Here is a 15,440-nt window from a genome sequence, read left to right on the forward strand (position 1 = left end):
GGAGCGAATCTCCATTGAGTGAAATTATACATCGCACTAAAACAAGGCCTGTTAAAGTTGGGCCTTTAACAATTGGCGGAAGCAATGAGCTGTTCATCCAGAGTATGACCACTACGAAAACACATGACGTTGATGCGACTGTAGCTGAAATAAAAAGGCTGGAAGAAGCAGGATGTCAAATCGTGCGTGTTGCCTGCCCGGATGAAAGAGCTGCAAATGCCATAGCAGATATTAAAAGACAAATTAATATACCGCTTGTTGTTGATATCCACTTTGACTACAAACTGGCATTGAAGGCAATCGAAGGCGGAGCGGATAAAATCCGCATTAATCCGGGGAATATTGGCAAACGTGAAAAAGTGGAAGCAGTCGTCAAGGCTGCAAAAGAAAAAGGCATCCCTATCCGCATTGGTGTAAATGCAGGTTCCCTTGAAAAAAGAATCCTTGAGAAATATGGATACCCTACAGCAGATGGCATGGTTGAAAGCGCCCTGCATCATATCAAAATTTTAGAAGACCTTGATTTCCATGACATCATCGTTTCTATGAAAGCATCTGATGTTAATTTGGCCATTGAGGCTTATGAGAAAGCAGCACAAGCATTTGACTACCCTCTCCATTTGGGTATAACAGAATCAGGCACACTTTTTGCCGGTACTGTAAAAAGTGCCGCTGGACTTGGTGCAATCTTAAGCAAAGGAATAGGAAATACGTTAAGAATTTCACTTAGCGCAGATCCCGTTGAGGAAGTTAAGGTTGCCCGTGAACTTCTTAAAGTGTTTGGTTTATCCTCCAATGCTGCAACACTGATTTCCTGTCCAACATGCGGAAGGATCGAGATTGACTTAATCAGCATCGCAAATGAAGTGGAAGAATATATTCAAAAAATTAAAGCACCAATTAAGGTTGCTGTATTGGGCTGTGCTGTTAACGGACCTGGTGAAGCCAGGGAAGCTGATATCGGCATTGCAGGCGCCCGCGGAGAAGGCCTTCTGTTCCGCAAAGGCCAGATTGTAAGGAAAGTTCCAGAAGAAACAATGGTTGAAGAACTTAAGATTGAAATCGACAAAATCGCTGAAGAATATTTTGCCAAACAGGAAGAGGAAAAAGCACAAGCAGAAGGCCTGCTGCCATAATGCGATAATTGCCTCTTTCCGAATTAGAAAAAGCCTGGCACCAAATAATTTTGGGAGCCAGGCTTTTTTTCTTTTTCTAAAAAAACGGCAGAATAAACATACCGACGATAATGGATATAGCCCCTATTGCAATCGCCCAGCCCCCAAGGCTTTCTGAACCCCTGCGGCGTGCGATAAAACCAAGGACAATTCCTGTTGCTCCAAAAAGAACCGGCAGCACAAACAAAGATAAAATGGAAAGTGCCAGGGCAGCATATCCGACTCCTCTGCCGGCTGCAGCTGTTTCATCTTCTTCATCCCTGTTCACTGATCTATTATAGACACCAGGCGCTGCTATTTCGGCAGAGGTTTCCTCAGAATAATCTGCATGAACTGCAGCTGTTTCGTTTTCCTCGTCCCGATCCAGCGATCTGCTGTAAACACCAGGCGCTGCTATTTCGGCAGAGGTTTCCTCAGAATAACCTGCATGAACTGCAGCAGTTTCGTTTTCCTCGTCCTGATCCTGCGGTCTGCCGTAGACACCTGGAGCTGCTATTTCTGCAGAGGCTTCTTCGGAATAATCCGCATCTGCTTCGCCAATCCTCTCACTGTATCGAAGGTCATACTCTTCATTCCTGCGCTCTTGGTCTGCCATCATGATCCCTCGCTTCCTTAGCTGTGTTACTAAAAAGTACTGCTTAATGGAGCATTTATAGTGTTTGCGTTATAAGCCTTTTTTAAGATGTAAATGTTTTACTTTCATACCTGCTCAGGCATCACCCTTTTGCAAGGCCGGGACTTTTGTTAAGATAAGGGATATATGCATTAAAGGAGATCATAATGATGAAGAAGCGTTTTGGCATTGATATAGACGGAACAGTTACTTGCCCTGAAGCCATGGTTCCGTATTTAAATGAAGCATTTAATCTGAATATTACTTTAAATGATATTAAGCAATATGATTTAACACCTTTGGTGACGATTTCAGAAGAACAATTTGCACATTGGTTTTATGAAAATGAGCCCCTCATTTACAAAGAATCTCCAATTGCGGAAGGCGCGAAGGAAGTTTTGACCAACTGGAAACGCATGCATGAATTGTACTTTATAAGTGCCAGGGGTTCTCACCTGCAGCAAATAACAGAGGAATGGTTTCTAGAAAACACATTGGAGTTCGATCATATTGAACTGATCGGGAGCCATGATAAAATCGAAGCTGCAAAAAAATATGAGGTGGATATCTTTTTTGAAGATAAACATGATAATGCAGTCATGATTCATGAGGCCTGTGGAATTCCTGTCATCTTATTTGATACACCCTATAACCAGGAACCCCTTCCCAATGGTGTCATTAGAGTTAGAAATTGGAAGGAAGCGAATGCATGGGTGGAAGACTGGCTGCAGGAACAAAAGCGAAAGCGCATTGATCAGATGAACTCCAACTAAAGACCGCCACGTCCAGTGGCGAACGTTGAAGCCAGCCCAACTTGTGCAAGTCCGACAGGCATAAAGACGAATCACGCAGGAAATCCTGATGTCTGGAGTGTTTTGGCTAGGCGATTTAGCTGGAATTATTTCTCCACAAAGTTATCCACATCGTCATATTTTATTATTTCCTAACTTACAAAAAGAAGCATGGGGCTATAATAAATAGCTCCATGCTTCTTTTTTAGTTTTTTATTGAAAACACTCCGGGCACTTCCCATATATTTCGAACTTATGCCCAGAAACGTCATAGCCCTTCAGATTTTCCTGTACCTGCTTCATGGGACAGACTTCGATTTCTTTCGTCTTGCCGCAATCCAGACATATAAAATGATGATGATGATGTTCATGTGAGCAAGTAAAGCGGAAGTGTTTTTCCCCTGATAGCTCTGTCATTTCAAAAATATCAAGATCCACAAATAAAGATAAGTTTCTGTAGATAGTATCAAAGCTGAGTCCAGGGTAGTTATCCTTCATTATTTCCAGCACATCTTTTGCCGTTAAATATTTATCGCTGTCAGCAAATAGCTGAAGCATTTCTTCCCTCTTCCCTGTATGCTTATAGCCTTTATCCTTTAAAAGCTGCATGGCTTCATCAACATTCATACTTTTCACCTCATTTTTCTGCTCTGAAATAACCTCGGATAGAAGTCCTCATTTATGCTGGCCTCAGGCCTGCCATCTTTTTAAGGAAGATTGTCACAATCAATATTAACACGGCAATCATGACGATAGTTCCGCCTGGAGCTAAATCTATATAATAAGAAATCGTCAGTCCGCCTAAAACTGAAATTTCACCGAAAAACATGGACAGGAAAATCGTCTGTTTGAATCCTTTTGCGATTCTGATGCTGGCAGCAACCGGCAAAGTCATAAGTGATGAAACCAATAAAATACCCACTATTCTCATGGAAGCAGCTATGACCAAAGCTACCATGACAATAAATATAAAGTGGACACTTTTAGCAGCTATTCCAGATGCCTTGGCATGCTCTTCATCAAATGACAGCAGAAACAATTCTTTATAGAGAAGCACCACAAGTGCTATAACAAACACGCTGATGATTAAAATCGTCCATAAATCCAGCCGGCTGACTGCACTGACACTGCCAAACAGATAACTGAATAAATCAGTATTGAACCCGTCAGCGAGAGAAATGAATATCACTCCAAGCCCAATGCCTCCAGATAAAATAATAGGAATAGCAAGCTCCTGATAATGTTTATAAACAGCCCTTAATTTTTCAATAAACAATGACCCGGCTACTGAAAAAGCCATCCCCATATATAACGGATTCAACCCGCTCAATCCGATAAATTTCTTTTCAAGCAGCAGGCTTGCAGCGATGCCAGCAAGTGTTACATGACTTAAAGCATCGGCAATTAAAGACAGCCTCCTGACAACAATGAACACACCCAGTAGAGGAGCAATGATTCCGATGATTATTCCCGTTAAAAAAGCATTTTGTAAAAATTCATATTGAAGGATTCCTGCAATCATCTGCCTGCTCCTTTATCGTGGTGGTGATGGTCATGATTATGTGTCAGAACATGTACATCATGCCCATAGATCTCTGACATTTCATTTATATTTAAGCTTTCAAATTCTGCTGTATTTCCATGGAAATGCAAATTCTTATTCAGGCAAGCCACATGGGTGACTTTATCAGAAATTGTGCCAATGTCGTGTGTAACCAGCAATAGAGTAATACCAAGCTTCTTATTTAAATCATCAAGCATCTCGTAGAAAGACTGGACATTTTTTACATCTACGCCTACTGTGGGTTCATCCAATATTAATAATTTTGGATCGCTTACCAATGCGCGTGCAATGAAAACACGCTGCTGCTGCCCGCCTGAAAGCTCGCCTATATTGCGTCCGGCAAACTCTTGCATGCCAACTGATTCAATAGCGTGCAGAACTTTTGCCTGATCGGCCTTGCCCATAAATTTAAAAAGACCCAGCTTCTTTGTAAGGCCGCTTGAAACGACTTCAAAGACCGTTGCCGGGAATCCTGTGTTAAATGAATTTGCCTTTTGAGAAACAAACCCAATGTTCTGCCAATCCTTAAAGCGGCTTATTTCCTGGCCAAACAGTTTGACGCTCCCCTTCTGCACTTTAAGCAAATTCAGGATAAGCTTTAGCAGGGTTGATTTTCCCGAACCATTCGGCCCGACGATTCCGAGGAAATCTCCTGAATTAATGGTCAGATTAATATCCTCAAGGACATTTTCTTTCTCATATCTATAAGAAACATGATTTATTTCAATAATTGGCTGTGCCATTTTTATCACCTTACATATTAAGAATCATTACGATTTACTAACACAGTATACAGGAACCTGCATTTAAAGTAAAGGTACATGCTTATTTATCGGCATTTCAAAACTTATTGTCACTATTCACATTCTTAACTCATAAAGTACTGAGGAGGAGTGATGAACATGAAAATATTCGAAAACATCATTAATCACAAACTAAGCAATATTACAGCAGACGAATTATTAAAATATGGAGAGCAGTTCAACATCAGGATTACAAAAGCACAGGCGCAAAAAATTGCAGACCATTTGAGAGGCAAGCAAGTAAATATCTTTGATGATCGGGAACGGACAAAAATAATAAAAGAAATAGCCAGGATTGCCGGCCCGGAAACAGCAAGAGAAGTAAACAGGCTGTTTTTGCAATTTACAAAATAGGACTTAGCTTCTAATACTTAATTTCTCATGCAAAAAGCTGTGCAAACTCGGGCACAGCTTTTTATTATGGTTATCCAGCCGTAATGGCTTCTAATAGATTTTCATTGAATTCCTGGCTGCGCAGCATATTAATTTCATGCTTATAAGGCGCTTTTTTATTGTTTTTATCTTCGCCAACATAAGGAGTCTCCAGAATTTTAGGGATATCCTGTAATTGCGGATGATGAACAATGCAGTTTAACGCACTGAAGCCAATGTGGCCAAATCCGATATTCGCATGACGGTCTTTACGCATTCCGCGCTCATTCTTACTGTCATTAATATGGAGCACTTTCAGGCGATCAAGACCAATAATCTTATCGAATTCTTCCAACACACCATCGAAATCATTCACAATATCATATCCTGCATCATGCGTATGGCAAGTATCAAAGCATACAGATAAATGGTTGTTATAATTGACTCCCTCTATGATCATAGCCAGCTCTTCAAAGGATTTCCCGCACTCCGAGCCTTTTCCGGCCATGGTTTCAAGTGCGATCTGCACATTTTCTTCGCCATTTAGGACTTCATTCAAGCCCTCCACGATTTTTTTGATGCCGGCCTCTGTTCCTGCTCCTACATGTGCACCTGGATGAAGAACAATCTGTTTAGCTCCAATCGCTTCGGTGCGGTCGATTTCAGAGCGAAGGAAATTAACGCCTAATTCAAATGTTGAAGGATTTGAAGTATTTCCGATATTGATAATATAAGGAGCATGTACAACAATATCAGTAATCCCGTTCTCTGCCATATGCTTCAGCCCGGCCTCAATGTTCAGATCTTCGATTTTTTTTCTTCTTGTGTTTTGAGGGGCTCCTGTATAGATCATAAATGTATTGGAGCCATATGAAACAGCTTCTTCACTTGCTGCTAAAAGCATTTTTTTTCCACTCATGGAAACATGTGATCCAATTTTCAGCATGACGATACCTCTCCCTTTAATATTTCTTTTAAAAATTGTTTTACTTATAAAGCATGCCTGGTTTCCACTGCATGCATTTGCTTTCCGCGGGGAGGAACGAGAGCCTCCCCGGCTCCGCTTGGGGGTCTCTCACTCCCTCTGCTCCAATCAACGCAGTGGTTAAGACGAGTTAGCCTGTCAGAAATCTTGCAAAAACCCTTTATTTATTTACGCTTTATTCTTCTTTCGCGTTTTTTTATTTTATCCATTTCCCATTTCATTTTCTTTTTATAGCCTGGTTTTACTTTTTTTGGTTTTTTTACTAGTGATGCGGCTTTTTTATCGATGTCATTTGTTTGTTTCTGTCTTGTTTTTCTCTTATTGCGATTATCCAGGTCTGTCCATTCACCATTTTGCAGATCTTTGTGCTGGAATTCTAATCCCATTTTTTCAAGTCTGTTTAATGCATCTTCATCTGAAGTCTCGTACACCGTTACAGCAATTCCCGAGAATCCAGCACGCGCTGTCCGGCCAACCCGGTGTATATAAAAATCAAGATCTGTCGGAAGTTCATAGTTGATTACATGGCTGATTCCCTGTATGTCAATGCCCCGGGCTGCCAGGTCTGTTGCCACAATATATTGAAACTCGAGATCGAGAATCTGCTTCATCATTTTCTTTCGCTCACGAGGGTTAAGGTCTCCGTGAATCCGTCCGACTTTTAGGCCTTTGCTGATTAATCCGTCTGCCACTTCATCTGCCTTTTTCTTGGTGTTGGTAAAAACAATGGCTAAGTAAGGATTTAAAGAAGTCAATGCTTGATAGACAAGTTCCACTTTGTTCCGATGCCTGGACGGCAAAAGCCAGTGCTCGATATTAGCTGCAGCTGCCTGCTTCGGCTCAACGTGAACATACTTTGGATTTTCCATATATTTCTTCAAAAAAGGCTTTAGCTTCTCTGGAATGGTAGCTGAGAACACTAGCATCTGCAGCTTTTCCGGCATCCTTGCTGCAATCTGATCAACATCTTCAATGAATCCCATATCAAGCATTAAATCAGCTTCATCCACAATAAGAATTTCTGCGGTATGCACAAACAGCGCATGTTCCTTTACCAGGTCATTAATTCTTCCAGGGGTCCCTACAACCACATGAGGCTGTCTTTTCAGTTTTTCAATCGTTCTTTGCTTATCTGTTCCGCCGATATAGCAGCGGGCAGTTATCTCTTCTCCTTCAGGACAATGCTCTGTAACTTTGAGAATTTCATGATAAATCTGGTTGGCCAGCTCACGTGTCGGTGCCGTAATAATGGCCTGAACCTCCTGGCGGGATGGATCAACTTTTTGAAGAATAGGCAGTACGTATGAATGAGTCTTTCCTGTCCCTGTCTGTGACTGGCCAATGGCGCTTTCACCCTTCAGCACTGCAGGGATCATTCTTTCCTGAATTTCTGTCGGCTCAAAAAAGCCAAAGTCTTTAACCGCTTCTATAATAAATGGCTTTAAATTAAATCGGTCAAATTTCGTTTCGTTCATATTAAAACTCCTCAATTATTCAGATTCACCCCTGTTCAGGCTGCATCCGAAACATATATTAGTGAAGTAAGATCTACTAGCATCAACTGACAACTTGCTGGTTCCGAGCTTTTCTTACATCCTGTTATTATAATAAAGTTTCCTGGAAATAACCACTCATACAGGCATTTATATTTTTATGATAAGCTTTTTGGGCGATTTTAATAAATAAATTAGTTTCTTCTGCTTTATGCCTAAACCAAAATGGGATAAAAGCATACTTTATTATATGAAATTTTATTAAGAAGCAGAAATGTGCAAAGAAAGGAGGCCAATAGATATGATGCCAGGATCAAGACCCCCTATGCGCGGAGGAATGCCTCCCCATCCTTTTATGACACCGATGCAGGGAAGACCTCCCATGGGGCCAATGATGAGCGGTCCCCCGGGAATGAAACGCGGTGGAGGCAGGGGAGGATTGCTCTCTAAAATATTGGGAAAAGGCAATGCACAGCCTGCAGCTGGAATGGGGGCAGCAAGAGCAGCAGGAGGCTCCCCCGCAGGCGGAGGAGGCATATTGCAGGCAATAAGCAATCCTTCTTCCATAAACGGCTTTTTAACGAACACTCAAAAGGTTCTAAATACAGCACAGCAAATTGGACCAATGGTTCAGCAGTATGGTCCGCTGGTCAGGAATCTTCCTGCTATGTGGAAACTTTATAGAGGTTTGAAAGATGCCCCTGAAGCTGATGAGGCTGCTTCTGAATCTAAAGAGGAATCCAATCAGACGAAAGCAGAAAAAAAGAAACCAGATTCTCAGAGCAAAAAAACCAAAAAGGCACCTGTCTCTGAAAAACCAGCCGTCAAATCATCTTCAGCAGAAGGTATTTCCAAACCGAAATTATATATTTAAAGAAAAGGATGCTGAGGCATTCTTTTTTTGCTTTTCTTTTAAGAAGAATTACTCCTTTTGTAATATCGGTTTATCTCTTATATAATAGAAATGCAATATGGGATTTTTCCGCAATTGAAATAGAACTCACTTCAATTCAGATATAAGCTTTCATTAGGGAGGATAAGCAGATGAATGTCATAAAAATCTCTCCTCGGGGGTATTGTTACGGTGTGGTGGATGCAATGGTTATTGCCAGAAACGCTGCACTTGATCCGTCATTGCCAAGACCCATCTATATTTTGGGTATGATCGTTCATAACAAACATGTAACAGATGCTTTTGAAGAGGAAGGCATTATTACACTTGATGGGAAAGACCGGAAAGAAATCTTAGATAAAGTCGATAAAGGCACTGTCATTTTTACAGCACATGGCATCTCGCCTGAAGTGCGTGAAGCAGCCAAACAAAAGGGCCTTGTGACAATCGATGCTACGTGCCCTGACGTAACAAGAACACATGATTTAATCAGGGAAATGGAAAAGGAAGGTTTTCAAATCATTTACATTGGCAAAAAAGGCCATCCAGAACCTGAAGGTGCAGTAGGTGTAGCTCCTCATGCAGTCCATTTAGTGCAGACCATTGAGGATGTAAATGAACTTAGCATACAGGCTGATAAAATACTGGTGACTAATCAGACTACAATGAGCCAATGGGATGTCGTACATGTGATGGATCAGATAAAGGAAAAGTATCCACACGCAGAGTTCCACAAAGAAATCTGCATGGCTACCCAGGTGCGCCAGGAAGCTGTTGCGGAACAAGCTGGCCAGGCTGACGTTTTAATCGTTGTAGGGGATCCGAAGAGCAATAACTCCAATCGTCTTGCACAGGTATCAGAAGAAATTGCCGGTACAAAAGCCTACCGCATTGCTGATATAACTGAACTGGATGTAAATTGGATAAAAGATGCAACGACAGTTGCAGTCACAGCAGGAGCCTCTACACCGACACCGATCACAAAGGAAGTCATCACGTTCCTGGAACAATTTAATCCCATTGATGAATCCACATGGTCACGCGAGAAAAAAGTGCCATTAAATAAAATACTTCCTAAAGTGAAGAAGCCTGCAAAGCTATAATCAAAAGAACCGGTCCCAATTGGAGACCGGTTCTTTTTGAGTCAAACAAACTTAAATGGATCTGTATGAATTTCAGAAGGGAAAATGGATACGCTATACCCTTTGTCAGAACACATCTGTACTAATTTTTGGGTAACTCCCTTTTTCATTATTTTTTCCACATTATGTCCTGGATCAACAATATTGAGGCCCATCATCATGGCATCATGTGCCACATGATAATACATGTCACCCGTAACATACACATCAGCCCCCTTCATTTTTGCTGACATGAAGTATTTATTTCCATCTCCGCCAAGAACAGCAACTTTCCTGATTTTGGATGAGAGATCACCTACTACCCGAACCCCATCCACTTCGAGTGTACGTTTTACATGCTCTGCAAATTCCTCTAGAGTCATCTCGCTGATTTTTCCAATTTTGCCAAGCCCCAGAACTTCCCCCTTGTTTTCCAGCTTATAAATATCATAAGCAACTTCTTCATAAGGATGGTTTTTGAACATAGCCGAAAGCACTTTCTTTTCTATATGTTCAGGATAAATGGTCTCAATGCAGACTTCTTCAACTGTCTCAAGCTTACCCTGCTGGCCGATATGCGGATTGGCCTCCCCATTAGGCTTAAACTGACCTGTTCCACGGGAGGCAAACGAACAATGACTATAATTGCCAATTGAACCTGCCCCTGCTTTCCCAAGCGCTTGCCTTAGTGACTCAGCATTTTCTTCAGGTACAAACACAGCGAGCTTTCTCAATTCAGTTTCATATGTTGGATATAATACCTCTGTTTCGGTAAGCTTCAGTGCATCAGCAAGCATATCATTGACCCCGCCTTTGGCGATATCCAAATTGGTATGTGCTGCATATACGGCTATATCATGTTTGATAAGCTTTTCAATAATTCTTCCTGATGGAGTATCCGTTGAAATTTTTTGCAGCGGCCTGTAGATTAGCGGATGATGAGCAATAATCAGCTGTACCTTCTTTTCAATTGCCTCATCAACGACTTCTTCCAGCACATCAAGGGCAATCATGACATTTTCGACGGGGGTGTTAAGCCTGCCAATCTGGAGGCCGATTTTGTCTCCTTCCATCGCATATCCTTTTGGGGAGAACTGCTCAAATAATTGGATAATTTCATGTCCATTTATTTTTTTCACTTTTCGAGTACCTCCTCTGCCATTTTGATTTTCTCCTTCAGCTCCTGTTTTCTCTTTTCTGTTTCGCTGGAGTATGCGGCTTTACCAAGCTGCAAAAGGATTCTCTCCCAATTCTCCCTTTCACCAATCCACTTGTTTCGAAATACTTCGGATTTTTGCTCCATAAGAAACGGGCCCATCAGCAAACCTTGTTCTTTATTCTTATAAGGTTTTAAAGGCTCTCCTTTTTCAGCTGCAAGGATTTCATAAATCTTTCCGTCTTCTTCAAGAATTTCTTCAGCGATTAGCTCCCAGCCATTTGCAATCAGCCAGGTTCTAATCGAGATGGCACTTAAATTCGGCTGGAGGATAAGCCTCTGCACAGAAGCAAGCTTCCTCTTCCCATCTTCAAGAATGCTCGCAATTAAAGCGCCTCCCATGCCCGCAATGGTTATACAGTCAACTTCACCTGGTTCAATTACTTCAAGGCCGCTGCCTTTTCTAACAGAAATCTGTTTTTCGAGCCCTTCCATTTTCACCTGTTTTTTGGCTGATTGAAACGGCCCTTCCACCACTTCACCAGCAACAGCAAAAGGGACAATGCCTTTCTTTACTGCGTAGCATGGCAAATACGCATGATCTGAGCCTATATCAGCAACTCGTGAGCCAGGTGGGATATAATTTGTTACAGCTTCAAGCCGATTTGATAATTTCTCTGTATTCATTCTGTCACCACTTATATATGTATTGTAACAAGCGCAGAGCGCCTGCCTATCTGCTCCTCTTGAGAGAAAAGCTAAAAAGCTATCGTAATTTGCGACAGCCTCTCTTATAGTATAAAAAAAGTCCTTTACATATGCAAAGGACTTTCATTATAGGTATTACTTAAGGCCTGCTAACCATTCAGCCATTTCGGCAGCTTTGTCTTGAGGCACTAATCCTGGAGGCATTGAGCCTTTACCGTTTACTACGATATTTGCGATTTCATCTTGTGATAAACGATCGCCTACACCTGTTAGTGCAGGACCAACTCCACCTTGATACTGGTCACCGTGACATCCGATACAGCTCTTCTGATAAATTTCTTCAGGGGTTGCAGCTGCAGTTTCTTCAGTTTCAGCACCGCCGCCTTCCTGTTCTTTAGCAAGCTCTTCCATATCGCCAAGACCTTTAAAAGAAACAAGGAACATTGCTACCACACCAAAAACCATAATTAACACAAATGGAATGATTGGATTGCGATTCATGATTTAACCTCCCTTATGTAAGCACATTCAGTTTAAGTAAGTATACAAACAATCTCTATTTTACTTTAAAAAAGTCAGAAGGAAAAGCCCTATTGTAAACTTTGTCAAATCTTGTTCATAAAATGGACAAAAACTCCGACCTGAGGGTGGAGTTTTTGTCATTCATATTATTGGGTTCATAATAAATTTAGCGGGTAGCCATACAAAAACAAAGTTGCATACTGTTTCGTATTCAGTGTGTTTAGCACCCAATAAGGCGGGCAATGACCATTCTTTGCACCTCTGAGGTACCTTCACCTATTTCTGTGAGCTTTCCGTCTCTCATGTAGCGTTCTACATGGTAGTCTTTCATATAGCCGTATCCCCCGTGGATTTGGACGGCCTGATCGGCGATTTCCATACAGATTTCTGAAGCATAGAGCTTGCACATGGATGCTTCTTTTGCGAAAGGTCTACCCTGGTCTTTCAGCCATGCAGCTTTGTAAACCAGATTCCTTGCCAGTTCAATTTTCATTGCCATATCTGCAAGTTTAAATTGAATAGCTTGGAAATCTGATAGTGAACGGCCAAACTGCTTGCGTTCCTTTGCATACTGGAGTGCCTTGTCATAGGCAGCCTGTGCTATTCCCAGAGCCATGGCTCCAATTCCAATACGGCCTCCATCCAATGTAATTAAAAATTGTTTAAAGCCCTCTCCTTTTTTGCCGAGCAAGTGCTCAGTCGGAACGCGCACGTCTTCAAGGACAAGTTCAGTAGTATTTGACGCATTGAGTCCCATCTTTTCGTAATTATCGATCACTGTAAACCCTTCTGCATCCGTTGGAACAATAATTGCGCTTATTTCTTTTTTGCCATCTTTTTCCCCGGTGATAGCAGTCAATGCTAAATGCTTTGCATAGCTTGCATTTGTAATGAAACACTTATTTCCGTTAATGATATATTCTCCATCTTTTTCAACGGCTGTTGTCCTCGTGCCGCCTGCATCAGAGCCTGCATTTGGTTCTGTCAGACCGAAAGCTCCAAATGACTCACCTGTACAAATTGGCACCAGATATTTTTTCTTCTGCTCTTCGGTTCCAAATAAATAAAGCGGTGCTCCGCCAAGAGAAATATGAGCCGAGTATGTGATTCCGGTAGAAGCGCACGCTCTGCTCAATTCTTCTGTTACAATAGCGAAACTTACAGTATCTGCCCCTGCGCCGCCATACTCTTCAGGGAAAGGAAGTCCCATTAAACCAAGGTCTGCCATTTTTTTAAAAACTTCTATCGGAAATTCTTTTGTACGGTCTCTTTCCGAAGCCCCCGGTGCCACTTCTTCCTGGGCAAATTCCCTTATGGTTTTATAGATCATATTCTGTTCAGCCGTCAAATCAAAATTCATTTGCATCCCCCTTAAACACAAAAGTTGTTGTATACGCTTTCATTACTATTATATAAGGGATGCAAGAGTTTTCTCAACATTTAAAAACTTTTTAAAATATTTTATTATACGAATATAGAAATAACTATTAATACACATCCTATTGCTCCGGAAATCCAAAAATATTGAAACTTCAACTTCAAACCCGCAAACAGCCAAAGAACACAATTAATTACTAGGGCCGCATAGAGAGCTTTCTGGTTTTCGGGATATACTTCCGATACAAGCCCAACAGTACCCATCAATAAATTCAAAGCTGCTGATATGATGGGAATATGCATCGATTTTGCTTTTCTGGAAAAATAAAAACCAAAGAAAATACATGGGAAAATAAAAAGAATCAAAATGGCAGTTTGCAAAATAATAGACAATTCAGTAAAATAAATTAATAAAGCAGAAATTGGAATAAGCAGCAAGAAAATAAGGTTGGCAAGAAAAAAACCCATTACACTTTTATGCTTTTTTATTTCCTTCGGCTGACTTCCTTCCGTATAAAGAGCCAGCAGGTAGTCACAATATCGATCAGGGAGCATTCGGCTATTCTTCCAATACAGAAGTTCGTTAACAATGACCTTTTTTCTGTTTTCATCCAACCAAAGCACATCCAGTCAAAAAAAATAGTTTACTTCTATTTTAAGAAGTAAACTATCCACTGGCAATTCTTTTTTATTCTAAGAAGTCTTTTAAACGCTTGCTTCTGCTGGGATGACGCAGTTTTCTTAAGGCTTTGGCTTCAATTTGACGTATACGCTCCCGGGTAACGCCAAATACCTTGCCAACTTCTTCTAAAGTCCTGGTTCGGCCGTCATCCAGTCCGAATCGAAGACGAAGAACATTTTCTTCCCGGTCAGTAAGTGTGTCAAGAACATCTTCAAGCTGTTCTTTCAGGAGTTCATATGCCGCATGCTCTGATGGAGAAGTGGCATCCTGATCTTCAATAAAGTCACCTAAGTGAGAGTCATCCTCCTCACCAATAGGTGTTTCTAATGAAACAGGTTCCTGTGCAATCTTAAGAATTTCTCTTACTTTGTCTGGAGTTAAATCCATATCTTCAGCAATTTCTTCCGGTGTTGGTTCGCGGCCAAGATCCTGAAGAAGCTGACGCTGGACACGGATCAGCTTATTGATGGTTTCAACCATATGGACAGGAATACGAATGGTCCTGGCCTGGTCAGCAATGGCTCTCGTGATGGCCTGGCGTATCCACCATGTTGCATACGTACTAAACTTAAATCCTTTGCGGTAGTCGAATTTTTCAACCGCTTTTATCAGTCCCATATTTCCTTCCTGAATAAGGTCAAGGAAGAGCATTCCGCGTCCCACATACCTTTTAGCAATACTTACAACCAATCGGAGGTTAGCTTCAGCGAGTCGTCTTTTTGCTTCTTCGTCGCCTTCCTCAATTCGATTGGCAAGTGCGATTTCTTCCTCTGCAGAGAGTAAGTCAACACGTCCAATTTCTTTTAGGTACATACGAACAGGATCATTAATTTTCACACCTGGAGGGACACTTAAATCATTAAGGTCAAATTCCTCTTCATTTTTTGCAAGCTCCTGAACATTCGGATCCTCATTCTCATTGTCTCCGACTAATTCAACACCCTGATCTCCCAGGAATTCATAGAATTCATCCATCTGGTGGGAATCAACTTCAAATTGAGACAATCTTTCTGCTATATCATCATAGGCAAGGACACCTGTCTTTTTTCCTATTTCAACTAATTGATCTTTCACTTGTTCAAGGGTCAACTCTGTATCAACCTCTTTTGAACGGGCCGACTTTTCAGCCATATGTCCCCCTCCTTCCAAAAATCAAACACATTCTTAATACATCTTGCAAATGGGA

General features: G+C 41.4%; 17 protein-coding genes. 5 read left to right on the top strand and 12 right to left on the bottom strand.

The annotated features are described in order from the left end of the window. The first annotated feature begins 23 nt into the window (after nt 1-23). The gene (gene ispG, locus DFO72_RS02610) at nt 24-1,136 is read left to right on the top strand and encodes a flavodoxin-dependent (E)-4-hydroxy-3-methylbut-2-enyl-diphosphate synthase (RefSeq protein WP_181782308.1); all 1,113 of its coding nucleotides are present in this window, start codon (nt 24-26) and stop codon (nt 1,134-1,136) included. A gap of 76 nt (nt 1,137-1,212) precedes the next feature. On the opposite strand, the gene DFO72_RS30635 is transcribed toward ispG, so the two are convergent. Continuing rightward, the gene (locus DFO72_RS30635) at nt 1,213-1,542 is read right to left on the bottom strand and encodes a hypothetical protein (RefSeq protein ID WP_395858180.1); all 330 of its coding nucleotides are present in this window, start codon (nt 1,540-1,542) and stop codon (nt 1,213-1,215) included. A gap of 416 nt (nt 1,543-1,958) precedes the next feature. Here DFO72_RS30635 and DFO72_RS02620 point away from each other — a divergent pair, with 416 nt between their 5' ends. Next, nucleotides 1,959-2,561: a hypothetical protein gene (locus DFO72_RS02620; protein WP_113882818.1), complete on the top strand. Its 603-nt coding sequence runs from the start codon at nt 1,959-1,961 to the stop codon at nt 2,559-2,561. Between the two features lie 231 nt (nt 2,562-2,792). On the opposite strand, the gene DFO72_RS02625 is transcribed toward DFO72_RS02620, so the two are convergent. The 3 genes from DFO72_RS02625 to DFO72_RS02635 are packed head-to-tail and all read right to left on the bottom strand — an operon-like array spanning nt 2,793 to nt 4,886. Beyond that, the gene (locus DFO72_RS02625; protein ID WP_113882817.1) at nt 2,793-3,206 is read right to left on the bottom strand and encodes a Fur family transcriptional regulator; all 414 of its coding nucleotides are present in this window, start codon (nt 3,204-3,206) and stop codon (nt 2,793-2,795) included. A gap of 52 nt (nt 3,207-3,258) precedes the next feature. Beyond that, entirely contained in the window at nt 3,259-4,101 is an 843-nt protein-coding gene (locus DFO72_RS02630; RefSeq protein ID WP_113882816.1) for a metal ABC transporter permease, read from the bottom strand. Then, nucleotides 4,098-4,886, bottom strand: coding sequence for a metal ABC transporter ATP-binding protein (locus tag DFO72_RS02635; protein ID WP_113882815.1), 789 nt, complete (start codon nt 4,884-4,886; stop codon nt 4,098-4,100). Before DFO72_RS02635 ends, DFO72_RS02630 begins: the two co-directional genes overlap by 4 nt. Before the next feature lie 159 nt (nt 4,887-5,045). On the opposite strand from DFO72_RS02635, the gene DFO72_RS02640 reads away from it, so the two are divergent. Further along, complete coding sequence (locus tag DFO72_RS02640; RefSeq protein WP_019382849.1) at nt 5,046-5,300, top strand: DUF2624 domain-containing protein; 255 nt, start codon at nt 5,046-5,048, stop codon at nt 5,298-5,300. A gap of 70 nt (nt 5,301-5,370) precedes the next feature. Here DFO72_RS02640 and DFO72_RS02645 read toward each other — a convergent pair whose 3' ends face one another. Together DFO72_RS02645 and DFO72_RS02650 are read right to left on the bottom strand one after the other, a co-directional pair. Continuing rightward, nucleotides 5,371-6,264, bottom strand: coding sequence for a deoxyribonuclease IV (locus DFO72_RS02645; protein ID WP_113882814.1), 894 nt, complete (start codon nt 6,262-6,264; stop codon nt 5,371-5,373). Nucleotides 6,265-6,467: 203 nt separating this feature from the next. Beyond that, nucleotides 6,468-7,778 carry a DEAD/DEAH box helicase gene (locus DFO72_RS02650; RefSeq protein ID WP_113882813.1) on the bottom strand — a complete coding sequence of 437 codons (1,311 nt, stop codon included), beginning with the start codon at nt 7,776-7,778 and terminating at the stop codon, nt 6,468-6,470. Nucleotides 7,779-8,097: 319 nt separating this feature from the next. On the opposite strand from DFO72_RS02650, the gene DFO72_RS02655 reads away from it, so the two are divergent. Together DFO72_RS02655 and DFO72_RS02660 are read left to right on the top strand one after the other, a co-directional pair. Then, on the top strand, nt 8,098-8,670 hold the full coding sequence (locus DFO72_RS02655; RefSeq protein WP_243856047.1) for a YqfQ family protein: 573 nt from the start codon (nt 8,098-8,100) through the stop codon (nt 8,668-8,670). 170 nt (nt 8,671-8,840) lie between these two features. Further along, nucleotides 8,841-9,791 (top strand): 4-hydroxy-3-methylbut-2-enyl diphosphate reductase, encoded by a 951-nt coding sequence (locus DFO72_RS02660; protein WP_113882811.1) that lies wholly within the window; start codon nt 8,841-8,843, stop codon nt 9,789-9,791. A 41-nt stretch (nt 9,792-9,832) separates the two neighbouring features. Here DFO72_RS02660 and DFO72_RS02665 read toward each other — a convergent pair whose 3' ends face one another. The 6 genes from DFO72_RS02665 to rpoD all read right to left on the bottom strand — a co-directional run bounded on the left by DFO72_RS02665 (nt 9,833) and on the right by rpoD (nt 15,385). Beyond that, complete coding sequence (locus DFO72_RS02665; protein ID WP_113882810.1) at nt 9,833-10,948, bottom strand: Nif3-like dinuclear metal center hexameric protein; 1,116 nt, start codon at nt 10,946-10,948, stop codon at nt 9,833-9,835. Further along, nucleotides 10,945-11,652 carry a tRNA (adenine(22)-N(1))-methyltransferase gene (locus DFO72_RS02670; RefSeq protein ID WP_113882809.1) on the bottom strand — a complete coding sequence of 236 codons (708 nt, stop codon included), beginning with the start codon at nt 11,650-11,652 and terminating at the stop codon, nt 10,945-10,947. The genes DFO72_RS02665 and DFO72_RS02670 overlap by 4 nt, the downstream gene beginning before the upstream one ends. Nucleotides 11,653-11,808: 156 nt before the next feature. Beyond that, nucleotides 11,809-12,174 carry a cytochrome c550 gene (cccA, locus tag DFO72_RS02675; RefSeq protein WP_113882808.1) on the bottom strand — a complete coding sequence of 122 codons (366 nt, stop codon included), beginning with the start codon at nt 12,172-12,174 and terminating at the stop codon, nt 11,809-11,811. Between the two features lie 241 nt (nt 12,175-12,415). After that, nucleotides 12,416-13,555, bottom strand: a complete 1,140-nt coding sequence (locus DFO72_RS02680; RefSeq protein WP_113882807.1) for an acyl-CoA dehydrogenase — start codon at nt 13,553-13,555, stop codon at nt 12,416-12,418. Between the two features lie 104 nt (nt 13,556-13,659). After that, complete coding sequence (locus tag DFO72_RS02685) at nt 13,660-14,187, bottom strand: hypothetical protein (RefSeq protein WP_113882806.1); 528 nt, start codon at nt 14,185-14,187, stop codon at nt 13,660-13,662. Between the two features lie 73 nt (nt 14,188-14,260). After that, nucleotides 14,261-15,385, bottom strand: a complete 1,125-nt coding sequence (gene rpoD / locus DFO72_RS02690; RefSeq protein ID WP_009332988.1) for an RNA polymerase sigma factor RpoD — start codon at nt 15,383-15,385, stop codon at nt 14,261-14,263. Nucleotides 15,386-15,440: the final 55 nt, after the last annotated feature.

The organism is Cytobacillus oceanisediminis, assembly GCF_004366035.1.
In the GTDB taxonomy this organism is placed as follows: Bacteria; Bacillota; Bacilli; order Bacillales; family Cytobacillaceae; genus Cytobacillus; species Cytobacillus oceanisediminis_C.

What these genes read in the sequence shown, in the direction of transcription:
- DFO72_RS02650 (WP_113882813.1), bottom strand. Translation starts at nt 7,778, where the DNA reads ATGAACGAAACGAAATTTGACCGATTTAATTTAAAGCCATTTATTATA.
- rpoD (WP_009332988.1), bottom strand. Translation starts at nt 15,385, where the DNA reads ATGGCTGAAAAGTCGGCCCGTTCAAAAGAGGTTGATACAGAGTTGACC.
- DFO72_RS02625 (WP_113882817.1), bottom strand. Translation starts at nt 3,206, where the DNA reads ATGAATGTTGATGAAGCCATGCAGCTTTTAAAGGATAAAGGCTATAAG.
- DFO72_RS02655 (WP_243856047.1), top strand. Translation starts at nt 8,098, where the DNA reads ATGATGCCAGGATCAAGACCCCCTATGCGCGGAGGAATGCCTCCCCAT.
- DFO72_RS02620 (WP_113882818.1), top strand. Translation starts at nt 1,959, where the DNA reads ATGAAGAAGCGTTTTGGCATTGATATAGACGGAACAGTTACTTGCCCT.
- DFO72_RS02670 (WP_113882809.1), bottom strand. Translation starts at nt 11,652, where the DNA reads ATGAATACAGAGAAATTATCAAATCGGCTTGAAGCTGTAACAAATTAT.
- cccA (WP_113882808.1), bottom strand. Translation starts at nt 12,174, where the DNA reads ATGAATCGCAATCCAATCATTCCATTTGTGTTAATTATGGTTTTTGGT.
- DFO72_RS02645 (WP_113882814.1), bottom strand. Translation starts at nt 6,264, where the DNA reads ATGCTGAAAATTGGATCACATGTTTCCATGAGTGGAAAAAAAATGCTT.
- DFO72_RS02640 (WP_019382849.1), top strand. Translation starts at nt 5,046, where the DNA reads ATGAAAATATTCGAAAACATCATTAATCACAAACTAAGCAATATTACA.
- DFO72_RS02680 (WP_113882807.1), bottom strand. Translation starts at nt 13,555, where the DNA reads ATGAATTTTGATTTGACGGCTGAACAGAATATGATCTATAAAACCATA.
- DFO72_RS02635 (WP_113882815.1), bottom strand. Translation starts at nt 4,886, where the DNA reads ATGGCACAGCCAATTATTGAAATAAATCATGTTTCTTATAGATATGAG.
- DFO72_RS02630 (WP_113882816.1), bottom strand. Translation starts at nt 4,101, where the DNA reads ATGATTGCAGGAATCCTTCAATATGAATTTTTACAAAATGCTTTTTTA.
- DFO72_RS02660 (WP_113882811.1), top strand. Translation starts at nt 8,841, where the DNA reads ATGAATGTCATAAAAATCTCTCCTCGGGGGTATTGTTACGGTGTGGTG.